13 protein-coding genes are annotated in these 13,748 nt (G+C 27.2%); 2 read left to right on the top strand and 11 right to left on the bottom strand.

Annotated elements, in window-relative coordinates; genetic code table 11:
* Positions 1-40: 40 nt before the first annotated feature.
* Together ABDZ60_RS02425 and ABDZ60_RS02420 are read right to left on the bottom strand one after the other, a co-directional pair.
* Positions 41-871, bottom strand: a complete 831-nt coding sequence (locus tag ABDZ60_RS02425) for a nucleotidyltransferase domain-containing protein (protein ID WP_016206665.1) — start codon at positions 869-871, stop codon at positions 41-43.
* Between the two features lie 63 nt (positions 872-934).
* Complete coding sequence (locus ABDZ60_RS02420) at positions 935-1,456, bottom strand: GNAT family N-acetyltransferase (RefSeq protein WP_016206664.1); 522 nt, start codon at positions 1,454-1,456, stop codon at positions 935-937.
* Positions 1,457-1,614: 158 nt separating this feature from the next.
* Here ABDZ60_RS02420 and ABDZ60_RS02415 point away from each other — a divergent pair, with 158 nt between their 5' ends.
* A complete protein-coding gene (locus ABDZ60_RS02415) occupies positions 1,615-1,911 on the top strand; it encodes a YciI family protein (protein ID WP_016206663.1) in 297 nt (98 codons plus the stop codon).
* Positions 1,912-2,029: 118 nt separating this feature from the next.
* On the opposite strand, the gene ABDZ60_RS02410 is transcribed toward ABDZ60_RS02415, so the two are convergent.
* The 4 genes from ABDZ60_RS02410 to ABDZ60_RS02395 form a co-directional block, all read right to left on the bottom strand.
* Positions 2,030-2,494, bottom strand: a complete 465-nt coding sequence (locus ABDZ60_RS02410; protein WP_343775613.1) for a pyridoxamine 5'-phosphate oxidase family protein — start codon at positions 2,492-2,494, stop codon at positions 2,030-2,032.
* A 61-nt stretch (positions 2,495-2,555) separates the two neighbouring features.
* On the bottom strand, positions 2,556-2,714 hold the full coding sequence (locus tag ABDZ60_RS02405) for a hypothetical protein (RefSeq protein WP_343775610.1): 159 nt from the start codon (positions 2,712-2,714) through the stop codon (positions 2,556-2,558).
* Positions 2,715-2,737: 23 nt separating this feature from the next.
* Complete coding sequence (locus tag ABDZ60_RS02400; RefSeq protein WP_343775607.1) at positions 2,738-3,121, bottom strand: VOC family protein; 384 nt, start codon at positions 3,119-3,121, stop codon at positions 2,738-2,740.
* A 67-nt stretch (positions 3,122-3,188) separates the two neighbouring features.
* Positions 3,189-3,782 (bottom strand): GNAT family N-acetyltransferase, encoded by a 594-nt coding sequence (locus ABDZ60_RS02395; protein WP_343775604.1) that lies wholly within the window; start codon positions 3,780-3,782, stop codon positions 3,189-3,191.
* Between the two features lie 346 nt (positions 3,783-4,128).
* On the opposite strand from ABDZ60_RS02395, the gene ABDZ60_RS02390 reads away from it, so the two are divergent.
* On the top strand, positions 4,129-4,905 hold the full coding sequence (locus ABDZ60_RS02390; protein ID WP_343775601.1) for a hypothetical protein: 777 nt from the start codon (positions 4,129-4,131) through the stop codon (positions 4,903-4,905).
* Between the two features lie 139 nt (positions 4,906-5,044).
* Here ABDZ60_RS02390 and ABDZ60_RS02385 read toward each other — a convergent pair whose 3' ends face one another.
* From ABDZ60_RS02385 to ABDZ60_RS02365, 5 genes are all read right to left on the bottom strand, one after another.
* A complete protein-coding gene (locus tag ABDZ60_RS02385; RefSeq protein ID WP_343775598.1) occupies positions 5,045-5,728 on the bottom strand; it encodes a 5'-methylthioadenosine/adenosylhomocysteine nucleosidase in 684 nt (227 codons plus the stop codon).
* Between the two features lie 222 nt (positions 5,729-5,950).
* A complete protein-coding gene (locus ABDZ60_RS02380; protein WP_343775595.1) occupies positions 5,951-8,821 on the bottom strand; it encodes an exo-beta-N-acetylmuramidase NamZ domain-containing protein in 2,871 nt (956 codons plus the stop codon).
* Between the two features lie 442 nt (positions 8,822-9,263).
* On the bottom strand, positions 9,264-11,198 hold the full coding sequence (locus ABDZ60_RS02375; RefSeq protein ID WP_425544842.1) for an ABC transporter ATP-binding protein: 1,935 nt from the start codon (positions 11,196-11,198) through the stop codon (positions 9,264-9,266).
* Complete coding sequence (locus ABDZ60_RS02370) at positions 11,188-12,924, bottom strand: ABC transporter ATP-binding protein (RefSeq protein WP_343775592.1); 1,737 nt, start codon at positions 12,922-12,924, stop codon at positions 11,188-11,190. The genes ABDZ60_RS02375 and ABDZ60_RS02370 overlap by 11 nt, the downstream gene beginning before the upstream one ends.
* A gap of 146 nt (positions 12,925-13,070) precedes the next feature.
* Positions 13,071-13,502 (bottom strand): MarR family winged helix-turn-helix transcriptional regulator, encoded by a 432-nt coding sequence (locus ABDZ60_RS02365; protein ID WP_016206656.1) that lies wholly within the window; start codon positions 13,500-13,502, stop codon positions 13,071-13,073.
* Positions 13,503-13,748: the final 246 nt, after the last annotated feature.

Genomic DNA, 13,748 nt, shown 5'->3' with positions numbered 1-13,748 from the left:
TCCCCATTTATGATTCATTTTATATATATTATATAGGCATCTAACATAAAGCTTTCACTTCATTAACAAGTTCCTCAAGTATTTCTACTCCTTTTCTTGTATTACTTTCATTAAAAGAAATTAAAGTAATAAGCTCATCTATTCTTTTCTTATAATTTTGCGGTTTAGTTTTAAAAGCATCTATCATTTTTACTGCTTTTTTCTCATTAATACAATACTCATTATTTAAAGCAAATAAAACTTGATTTAAGGAAGAAATACTTCTGAAGCAATGACCACAAACATATGAAATATCATCTTTGTCTATATTGGATTTAGCAAACATTAGAGAAAAAGAGGCTTCAAACATATACCAACCAATTATTGCATTTCTTAAGTTTTCTGAATAAGGTATAGTTTTTTCTTTTAATTCGGTAATTTTATTTTTAGGATCATCTAATATCTTACAAATTGCTACTTCTCCCATATACATAGAGTTTAAATAAGCATGTGGATGTCCTGTCTGATAATTTGATGAAATTTTTCCATTTAAACAATCATCAATTACTTTCGATACACGTTTTACATCACGAAATATAAAATCCACACGATATCCTTGAATTACTAGCCATCCTCCTGCATTTACCCAAGGACCCCATTCTCCTAATGAACTAACTAAATTTATTCTATGTTCATCATCTAGCTTTGTAGCAATTTTATCAATTTCACTAACTTTAAACCCCTCTGATTCATTGTAATATATACCAATATCAATATCAGAATCTTGATGATTTGTACCTCTCGCTCTTGAACCTCCTAAAACTATTCCTACAATACCAGGAATACCTTTAAGTTCAGTAGTTATTTCATCTAAAATTTTTTTAATAATCATATTTATCTCCTATATTTATCTTAAATTCACAAATTGTCATTTATTGTTTATGATTTTATACAACTATTTTTTTATATATTTTGGGTTTATCCTTGCCATTACGTATTCATTTTCATATTTACCATTCCTAATAGCTGCAAGACGTTTAAGACCTTCCTTTTCAAATCCTAGTTTTTCATAAAGGTGAATAGCCCTTTTATTATCTTCAAAAACTCCTAATTCAACACGAATCAGCATCAACCAGTTGTCTGCAACATCAAGTAAAGCTTCCATTAATGCAGTTCCAACGCCAATATTTTGATAGTCCTTATGAATCATAATGCCTATACTACCACTATGTCGTGTGCGAGGATTTGCATTTATCACTAAACCTGCAGTACCAATAATAATTTCTTCACCATTTTTATCCTCTATTACAGCTACAAATTGGTGATGGTTGCCATCCATATTCATAATAAAATCCTCATTACGTTTTACTCTCTCTGATGGGATACCAAGTATATTTTCAAACACACCTGGCATACGCCTAAGTAAATTTATTCCTTTTCCATCTCCAATATCTATTGGTCTTATTAAAAATTTCATTCTAACTTGCCCCCTATGCTATTTATTATAAATAAATTTTAAACTCCTCTTAAAATAATTCAATAAGCTTTATAAATTTCAACAAATAATAATTCGTTGTTAGTTATTATTATGATATAATATGTATATTATATTTTATGTAAAGGAGGTTAATAAAAGTGAAATATTTCATTATTGAAGGTACATTAAACTCTACTTTAGAAATAGATGAAAGTGTTATGAAGGAACATATAGCTTATTCTCAAAAAGCAATAGAAAGAGGTGTAACATTAATAACAGGACTTAAGGAAAATATGAGTGGCGGAATTTTAATCATGAAAGCTAATTCTATCGAAGAAATCAAAGCTTATTTAAATTCTGATCCACTTAAAATTTCTGGTTCTCAAGAATATAATATTATAGAATTTACGCCTCACTATACTCATCCACAAACTAATGAATGGTTTGATAGATAAATTTAAATAATCAAATGATAATACTAATAGATTAATACATTTTTAAGGGAACTCTTAGATTTCCTTAAAAATGTATATAATTTATAGGTATTATTCATAATAAATCCTATTTACTAAATTATCTTCTTGCCTTTCCAGATATATGATCTATATTTACTTTTATAACTTTAGTTTTTGAACCTGCATTTTTAATATATATTTTTCCCTTTTCTATATAATCTGGTGAATATTTATTTATTAATTCCAAAAGAACTACATTTTTTTCATCATCAAAAACTTCTTTTGCACTCCCGAAGATTATTACACTTTCATATTTAGTGCTAAACTTATCTGGCAATACATTTGTTTGTCCAACTACACAAAAAGATACTTTATCATTATTTTTCAAGTTTTCTAACTTATGTCCTTCTAATGCACTATGAAAATATATTGAATCATTTGTATAAATATAACTTAATGGAACCCCATAAGGATATCCATTTTCATTCATCGTAGATAAAACTCCATATTCACACTTTTTTAATAGTTGTATTGCTTCTAACCTATCAATTTTTCTATCACTTCTTCTTATTTCATTAAACATATTAACTCCTTCATAATCCCTTTTAATATAAACTATCACGTTTTATTCACTTATAATTTTTCTAAATATATTGTATTTCCTTATTAATATTATTCTTATCTAACATTTTTCCAAACCAACAATCTTTATATTCCATATCATCATCAATACAAAAGTTCATTTCAACACAAGTATTATTTTCTAATATATTTTCATTTAAAATTCTTATCAAAGCTTCCAATTAGTCTGTCTCCTTAAACGATTTTAAATTTCTTTTATTCCAAAACCTATCCACCTGCCATCAACATCTTCAATAACAAACTCTTTATTACAATAATCAGTATGTGATAATTTACGAACAATTTTAGCTCCTGAATTTTTTAATTCCTCTTGTAAGATTTCTTGATTATTTGTTATAAAATATGCATCATAACCATATCCATATAGCTTTCTATTTGGAATTACTTCCTGTCCATTTGATTTTGTCAAAATAATCTCAGTAAAATCACGATACAAACAAATATGTGGTTCACTTACATCAAGATATTCTTCCACTCTGAATCCTAGTACCTCTTTATAATAAGCTGCTGTCTTTTTTATATCAGATGTTGGGAAAACACAATGTAACATATATAATATTTCTTTCATAATATCTACCTCCACATGAAACTATTAATCTATAGCTGCTCTATAATAGATGTGTTATAAGGTCATTTTATAATTTTATCATCTTACAACACTTGTCTATAATCTCATTAAATACCCCTTTATCAATATCTTTAATTGATAATAAAGGTTTTGGTTCACCATAATATTCATTAACTCTTTTTTCAAACCAAGTAACATCATGCCATTTGCCAAATTTATACCCCGTATTATGATAAACTCCTAATTTATTAAATCCAAAATACTCATGTAATTTTTCACTATTTATATTATTAGATGTAACTACTCCATATATATTTTGAATATTTTGTAGTTTAGATATTTCAATTAAAGCCGTATAAAAAGCTTTTCCTAACCCATAATGTAGATATTTATTATCGATATAAACAGATAACTCAACATTCCATTGATAAGCTGCTCTTTCTTTATGCCTATATGAATATGCATATCCAATTATCTTTTCATCTAAAGTACAAACTAAATAAGGATAATCTTTTGATATTTTTCTAATACGATTTTTAAATTCTTCAATTACTGGTACTTCATATTCAAAAGTTATTATTGTATCCCTTATATATGGTGCATATATTTGTAAAATTTCTTCTGCATCATTTTCACTAGCGATTCTTATTTTTATATCCATTTTTTATCCTCCCAGTATGCTTCAGTTTTATTTTTATCTTTATTGGTAAAATCTTAACTATTTTATATAAATTACACTTCTTTTTTGGTAATTATATCATAATTATAGATTTACTGTATATCCTTCTTTTGTTATATAATTTATTTTTATTTATTGTATTCAATACTCATTTACGAGTATTTTATTTAGTTGTATTATTTAATTAAAATTTCTTTATTTCAAATCTATAACTAAATAAATTTCTATTTTTTATAAACTTATGTAATGTCTAATTTATGTATAGAATAAATATAATATTTGATATATACTATACATAAAGTAAATATTTGTAAAAGGAGTGTTATAGATGAAATTTGTTAGAGTGATTTCACTATGCATGTTAAGTATATTTTTAATTGGTTGCAATAAATTTCAAAGTAATTATAAACTTGACCAAAAGAATCCTCCTATAATTAAAAATAACAATGAAACTGAGTCCTCAGAGAAAAATAAAAATAATGTAGACATGAAAAATATTATCGAAGATAGAGATAATATTGAAATTCCTGATAATAGTAAGAATGTTTCTAATCCTGAATTAAGAAATAACACCTTTGTAGATAAATATATACAGGGAATAAATTTAATTAAGGAGTTTTGTAAAAATAATTTCTTAGATTTAAAGTATGTTGAACCTATTGAGGATAGAATCAGTAGATTTGATGGTGAGCATGGTGTTAATCTACTAGAAACTTTATCATCACAAGGTGCAGAGACAATTAAGTATTTTACCGAAAATGAAGTTTTAAATGTTGATCTAAATATTAGTATAACGCAAATAGATCCAAGTTTAAGAACTCCTGAAAACAATACTTTTTCTGATATAATATATAAAGCTTCAATAGAAAATATAGACGAAAACTTTAATTTTAAGGATTCAAAATTAAATGAATTTAGAAACACTTTAGTTGAAATTAATAATTTGAATTATGAAAAGATAGATAGCTATATAGGAGATATGGATTCTAAGAAAATTAAAGACTATATGGTGTTCTTTAATAAAATTGATGATGATAGATACGAAGTTATTAGAATAGAAAATAATACCTGCTATTACAAAATTGTCTATGATCCTAATCTTTAGGATCATCTTAATAATGAAGAGTTTAATTTTAACTTTAATATCCTTCATAATAAACTAAAAGTGTAGTAACCTTTATAATAAGTTAATATACTTTTAGTTTATATACTATTGCTTTTCTTTATTCCTACATGCATAAGTATCATATTATTGATAATAGCTTTTTTACAATATCAACAGACTTATTTGCTGCCATTAAACAATTAGATTCAAAAATATCTACACCACTTTCATCTTCAGTATCTGTTATTGACCTTATAGCTATAAAAGGAATTTGATTTACATAACAAACATGCGCAATACTTGCTGTTTCCATATCTACACAAAGCGGATCATACTTAGATATTATTTCACTTCTCCCCTTATCATCTATAAATGCTTCTCCTGTAACTATTTTCCCAAATAATATATTTTGACTAAAAATATTATCATTAACTATTATCCTACATAAAGATAATAAATTCTTATCACTTTCAAAATATATAGTTTTCATCCATGGATGATATTCTGTTAATATTTCTTCAGCAACATCGTGATATACTACTTCTCTTGAAATAACTGTATCTCCAATACCTAAGCTTTTATCAATTGCTCCTGCTACTCCAGTTACAATAATATTAGTTATTTGAAACTTATCTATTAAAATTTGAGTTGCAATTGCTGCGTTAACTTTACAAACACCACAATATAGTGCAACAACTTCTATATCAGCATATTTACCAATATAAAATTTTAACATTGCATGATATTCTAATTTCCTATTTGAAATTTCATTAATAAAAGGTCTTATTTCATCTTCTGAAGGTGCTATAATTCCTATTCTCATAAATTCATCTCCCATTTAATAATTAACTTATCCTAATTTATTGATTAATCTTTATATAACTATATAACCCTTTGAGTCAATTGTAAATATATTCCTCATATTTATCAATACTATCATATTATTTAATAGTATATGACTGAAAAAGCTACAAGCTTAAATGAAGTGAACTCCATTTAGTGCTTATAGCTTTTTATTTAGTGCAAATCACCTAATATTCTGATTTTACTTTTTATCTATTACTTTCTTAGATTTATTTTCTAAGATTACTTTCCCCATATATATCATGCATAAGGATATAATTATTAATAACAATGAACCATTCACATTACTACCAGTTTGAGGTAAACTTCCTGAGTTATTATTTGTGTTACCATTATTATCATCTTCATTATCTTTTATAACTGTAACATTTATTTTTTTAGAAGTGCTGGCACCCTCGCTATCAGAAACACTGTAGTTAACTATATATTCTCCAGCTTTACTAGTATCTACAGTATTTTCTTCAACCTTTATAGATGCTGTTAAATCTCCATCCTCCTCATCATAAGCTGTTACATCCTTTAATGGATTAAAATCTTCATTTAATTTTATTGTTTTATCATTTGCAGTTATAACAGGAACATTATTAATAGGTTCTTCAGGTATATATATTCTATAATTTTCTATTTCTGCTTTAAATTCTTCTGATTCTTTATCAACTATTTTATATAATTCTTCCAATGTATATTTACCTTCTCTTACATAGCTATTTCCTGTTAGCTTATCTATAAAATTAGTACTTAAATATTGAAATTTATCTGGATACATATCTCTAACTGTATATAACATAGCATAACCTGTCTTAACACCATTAAAATTATCTCTATCTGTTACATATAATTGTACTCCACCACAAACTTGATTTTTTCCGGTTGGATAATTTGCAGTATCTAATGCTGAGTACTTTGAAAATTGTGGTGTAAATGAAGCTGCTCTAAATTTCACTCCTGGTAAATTCAAAGAATTTAGTTCATTAGCTAAATCTATAGGATTTATCCATGGCGCTCCTATTAATTCAAATGGCCTTGTTGTTCCTCTTCCTTCTGATACATTGGTTCCTTCAAATACACAAGTTCCTGTATATACTAAAGCTGTATCTAATGTTGGCATATTTGGTGAAGGCATTACCCATGTATCTAATCCTGTTTCATCATAGTACATATCTTGTGACCATCCACTCATTTTAACTACTTTTAAATCACAATTGATATTAAATTTATCATTAATATATTGTGCATATTCACCAACAGTTAATCCATACCTTTGAACTATTGGATACATTCCTACAAAAGAACTAAATTCAGTATCAAGCAAATTACCTTGAACTTCACTAGCTATAGGATTGGGTCTATCAAATACAACAAAAGTTTTATTATTTTCAGCACAAGCTTCCATTGCATATGCTAATGTATTTATATATGTGTAGAATCTAGCTCCTACATCCTGCATATCATAAGCTAATATATCTACATTTTGAAGCATTTCTGTAGTTGGCTTTTTAGTTGTACCATATAAACTATAAACTGGAAGTTTAGTAATATTATCTACCTCATTTCCAACACCATCTCCAGCTTGTGCATATCCTCTAATACCATGCTCTGCTGCAAACAATGCTGTTAAATTAGTCTTTTCGTATAATACATCTATAGAGCTTTTGAAATTACTATCAATACCTGATGGATTAGTTATGAGCCCCACTCTTTTATCTTTGAATATCTCTAAATTATTATCAATATTATCTATACCAAGCTTAGTACTATTGTTATCGTCTTCATTTTTGTTTGATGCTTTGTAAATATAGTACTTTTCTGTTTTAGTCTTAAAATCATTAGATTCATTATCAACTATTGAATATAATTCTTCTAATGTATATTTACCTTCCCTTACATAGCTATTTCCTGTTAGCTTGTCTATAAAGTTAGTACTTAAATATTGAAACTTTTCTGGATACATATCTCTAATTGTATATAACATAGCATAACCTGTCTTTACAGCATTAAATTTATCTCTATCAGTTACATATAATTGTACTCCACCACAAACTTGATTTTTACCTGTTGGGTAATTTGCCTTATCTGCTGCTGAATATTTTGAAAATGTTGGAGTAAATGAAGCTGCTCTAAATTTAACACCAGGTAACCCTAAAGAATTTAGTTCATTACTAAGATTCATTGGGTCAATCCATGGAGCTCCTATTAATTCAAATGGTCTCGTTGTTCCTCTTCCTTCTGATACATTGGTTCCTTCAAAAACACAAGTACCAGTATATACTATTGAAGTAGTTAGTGTAGGCATGTTTGGTGAAGGCATTACCCATGTATCTAATCCTGTTTCATCATAATACATATCACGAGTCCAGCCTTCCATTTCTACAACTTCAAGTTTACAATTAATATTAAATTCTTCATTTATGAATTTTGCATATTCTCCTACTGTCATCCCATATCTTTGAACTATAGGATACATTCCTACAAATGAACTATAATCAATATTAAGTAAATTTCCTTGAACCTCACCTCCAATTGGATTTGGTCTATCAAACACAACAAAAGTTTTGTCATTTTCAGCACAAGCTTCCATTGCATATGCTAGTGTATTTATATATGTGTAAAATCTTGCTCCTACATCTTGCATATCATATGCTAATATATCAACGTTTTGAAGCATTTCTGCAGTTGGTTTTTTAGTTGCTCCATATAAACTATGAACTGGAAGTTTAGTAACTTCATCAACTTCATTCCCTACACTATCTCCAGCTTGTGCATTACCTCTTATTCCATGTTCAGCGGCAAATAATGTTGTTAAATTTGTTTTTTCATATAATACATCTATTGAACTTGTAAAATTACTATCAACACCAGATGGATTTGTTATTAATCCTACTTTTTTTCCTTCAAAAATATCTAAATTCTTATCTAAATTGTCTATACCTAATTTTACTTGTACATTACTACTTGCATTTACAGTTTTTATTTCTTTATCTTGAAATAATACTGTAGAAATTAAAAATCCACATGTAATTATTCCAAGTTTTCTTTTTAACTTTAAATTCATTAAATTATCCCCCTATTTAATAATAATTTTTCAGCAATTAATAAAAAATGTATGATAATCCTCCATGCTAAGTTTTAAAAAGTCCAACAATATAAACTTTTATACATAATAATATAAATAGGTATAATAAATACCAAATCTTTTATCATAGGTATTTCTAACTAACATTTTTTATAATATATAATTATTAAAATAATTTTCCCCCTCTCTTTTTTAATTTTTGAATTGTCTCTATTAATAATTAAAAATACGCCTTATAAAACCTTTTAAAGATAGTATCATAGCTAACTTATAGTAATAAAAGTATATTTACATTTATTACCATTGTAACATTTTAGAAATTAAGTTTCAACACTTTAACTTTTAAATATTATTCTATTTCACTTTTTTAATATTTAAAATAAAAAATCCCAAGTACATAAAATACTTGAGATTTTTATATTTATTGCAGCTCAAAAGCTCCTGTATAGAGTTGATAGTATTTTCCTTTTTGCTGTATTAAATCATCATGATTTCCACGCTCTATTATTCTTCCTTGTTCAAGAACCATAATTACATCTGAGTTCTTAACTGTAGAAAGTCTATGAGCAATAACAAATACTGTTCTACCATGCATAAGTTTATCCATACCCTCTTGAACTATTGCTTCAGTTCTTGTATCTATACTTGAAGTAGCTTCATCCAAAATTAATACTGGAGGATCGGCAATAGCAGCTCTAGCAATTGCTAAAAGTTGTCTTTGTCCTTGTGATAAATTAGCTCCATCTCCTGTTATCAGCGTGTCATATCCTTGTGATAAATGTTTAATAAATGTATCTGCATTAGCTAACTTTGCAGCTGCAAATACTTCCTCATCAGTTGCATCTAACTTACCATATCTAATGTTATCTGCTATTGTTCCTGTAAATAGATGAGTATCTTGAAGTACTATTCCTAGTGATCTTCTTAAATCATCTTTTTTAATTTTATTAATGTTGATTCCATCATATCTGATTTTACCATCTTGTATATCATAGAATCTATTAATTAAATTAGTTATTGTAGTTTTTCCTGCACCAGTTGCTCCAACGAAAGCTACCTTTTGACCTGGCTTTGCAAATAGTTTTATATTATGAAGAATTATCTTTTTATCATCATATCCAAAGTCTACATCATCAAATACCATATCTCCTAGCATTCTTGTGTAAGTAATTGTACCATCACTATGAGGATGCTTCCATGCCCATATACCAGTACGTTCTTTTACTTCTTCTAACTCTCCATTTGATTTTACTTTAGCATTAACTAATGTTACATATCCGTCATCAGTTTCATGATCTTCATCTAGAAGTTCAAAAATTCTTTCTGCTCCTGCAAGCGCCATAATTACAGAGTTAAATTGTTGTGACATTTGTCCTATTGGCTGATTTAAATTTCTAGTAAGTTGTAAAAATGACGCAAGTGCACCTAAAGTAAATCCTCCAACACCGCCTATGGCTAAAAGACCTCCCACAACTGCAGTAAGAACATAATTTATATAACTTAAGTTACCCATTATAGGCATTAATATATTTGCAAAAGTATTAGCTTTATAAGCACTATCGCATAAATCATCATTTAATTTATCGAAATTTATCTTAGATTCATCTTCATGACAAAAAACTTTAATAACCTTTTGTCCTTCCATCATTTCTTCTATAAATCCATTAACTTTTCCTAAATCCTTTTGTTGTTTTCCAAAGTAAAGTGAACTTTTACCTCCAATGGTTTTTATAACTTTAAACATTACGAAAATCATTACTAGTGCAACAAATGTAAGAGGAATACTTAAAATTATCATTGAAATAAATACACTAACTACAGTTATTATTGATGATATTAATTGTGGTAAGCTTTGACTTATCATTTGCCTTAGTGTATCTGTATCATTAGTATACAAACTCATTATTTCTCCATGAGAATGAGTATCAAAATATTTTATTGGTAAACTTTCCATATGCTCAAACATATCATCTCTAATTTTCTTAAGACTTCCTTGAGCTACAACTATCATAATTCTATTATATATATAAGTTGATAATGTTCCTATATAGTATATTACCGCCATCATTCCTATTGTTTTTAGTAATGGCATGAAATTAGGACTTGATTGTCCTAAAAATGGTGTAATATAATCATCTATTAAAGTTTTGAGAAATAATGTACTTGCTACAGTTGCAAGTGAACTAATTAATATGCAAATTATAACTATTAAAAACTTTAGTTTATATTCCTTGAAGACATATTCCAAAAGCCTGCTTAATGTCTTCATGGGATTTTTACTTCCTTTTCTAGCTGACATTTTTCCTGGTGCTCCTGGGCCATTACTTCTTACTTTTTGTACATTATTAGGCTTCATCTTCACCAGCTCCTTTCACTTGACACTCATATACTTCTTTGTATATTTCATTTGTTCTTAATAGTTCTTCATGAGTTCCAATTCCATCAATTTTACCATCGTTTAATACTATTATTTTATCTGCATCTTCAACTGAAGAAATACGTTGTGCAATAATTATTTTGGTAGTATGTGGAATTGATTGCTTGAATGACTTTCTAATTAGTGCATCAGTCTTTGTGTCTACAGCACTTGTTGAATCATCTAAAATTAGTATTTTAGGTTTCTTAAGTAATGCCCTTGCAATACATAATCTTTGCTTTTGCCCACCTGACACATTTGTTCCACCTTGTTCAATATAAGTATCATATTTATCTGGGAAGTTTTCTATAAATTCACTAGCTTGTGCAGCATTACACGCCTGCACTATTTCTTCATCAGTAGCATCTTTATTACCCCATCTTAAGTTTTCATTTATTGTTCCTGAGAAAAGCACATTCTTTTGAAGAACCATTGAAACTTCATTTCTTAATGTTTCAATATCATAATCTCTAACATCTAATCCACCAATTTTTAATGATCCACTTGTTACATCATAAAGTCTTGGAATAAGTTGTACAAATGTTGACTTTGCACTTCCTGTTCCACCTATGATTCCAATAGTTTCTCCTGATTTAATTTTTAAGTTTATATTTTCTAAATTTAAATTATCTTCTTTTTTCCCATAGCTAAAATTAACATTATCAAATTCAATAGAACCATCTTTAACTTCATATATAGGATTTTCAGAGTTTTTCAAATCACTTTCTTCTTCTAATACTTCAACAATTCTTTCTGCTGATGATTTTGCCATTGTAACCATAACAAAAACCATTGATATCATCATAAGACTCATTAAAATGTTACCAGCATATGTGAATAAACTCATAAGTTCCCCAGTTTTCATATCACTTGATACTATCATCTTTGCACCAAACCAAGAAAATAATAAGATAATTGTATACATAGTAAATTGCATTATAGGTGCATTTAAAATTATTATTTTTTCTGCCTTTATAAACATGTTATATAAGTTTTGTGAAGCCTTATGAAACTTATCAATTTCATGATCTTCTCTTACATAAGCTTTTACTACACGAATACCTGTTAAGTTTTCCTGTACACTTGCATTTAAATCATCATATTTTCTAAAAACCTTTTTGAAAATAGGATGAGCATTTGAAATTACAAAATATAAAGAAATTCCAAGAAATATAATTGCTCCTAAGAATATTAATGCCATTCTTGAATTAATATAGAAACTCATTACCATCGCAGCTATAAGCATAAATGGCGCTCTTGCAAATGTTCTAATAATCATTAAGTATGCATTTTGTACGTTTGTTACGTCCGTAGTTAATCTTGTTACTAATCCTGCTGTTGAATATTTGTCTATATTGGAAAAGGAGTAATCTTGTATTTTATAAAACATTCCTTTTCTTAAATTTTTTGCAAATCCTGTAGATGCCTTAGCTCCAGTTTTTCCAGCTAAAGCTCCAAATGTCAGAGATACAAAAGCCATAACTAGCATAATTACTCCAAGTATAGTTACATATTTCATATCTCCCTTCTCTACCCCATTATCAATAATCATAGCCATTAAAACAGGAATAATTACTTCAAGTATTACTTCAATTGCAATAAAAGCAGGAGTTAAGATAGAATCCTTTTTATACTCCCTAATATAACTAGATAATTTTTTAATCATACTATTCCTCCCTTTGTTAGATTTCTAACTTTAAAATTAAAAAAATTACTTTATTTTATTAGTTTCCCACCTATAACAATAAAATTCTCTATTTTAAATATTTACTTTTGTTAGGTTTCTAACTAAATACAATTAAAAAAATTGCATTACTCTGCAATATTTTTAGTTAACTTTTCCAATATTTCATTAAACAATTCAAGCTCCTCTTCTTTTAAAGAATTAAAAATTATAGATTCTACAATTTCTATTTCTTTATGTACAGATTTATGAACTTCTATTCCTTTATCAGTTAAAATAATCTTTTTAAGCCTTGCATCTTCACAAACACTTATTCTTTTAATAAGCCCATTTTTTTCCATCAAAGAAAGTACACTTGTTACCGAAGAACGTCTAATATCAAATTCTTCTTCGATTGTTTTTTGAAAAATATCTCTTTTAGGTGCTTGATGAGATATAAACCCCAGAATTTTTGCTTGCATACTGCTTATCCCATATTCTAGTGATACTTTTCCTATTCTTCTTTTAATTTTATGAGACAAAATATTTATTTTTCTTCCGATATGTTTTACTTCACTCATTAATTACACCTACACTTTTGTTAGACTTCTAACTAATTATATAACTATTTAATCTACTTGTCAATTTATTGATTTAATTTCTAAAATATATTTACATAAATAATCTGAATTTCATATCAAATAATGTTTTATATTGTAGTAATTTGAAAATAAAAATGCTAAAATATAAGTGGTATTTTTTATTCTTTGGAATTTAATTAAAATTTCAATTTAATTTTAATTATTATTCAAATATATAATTAATTT

Source organism: Clostridium sartagoforme, from assembly GCF_039521405.1.
Lineage (GTDB): Bacteria > Bacillota > Clostridia > Clostridiales > Clostridiaceae > Clostridium > Clostridium sartagoforme.
This window is presented reverse-complemented; position numbering and strand designations above follow the sequence as displayed.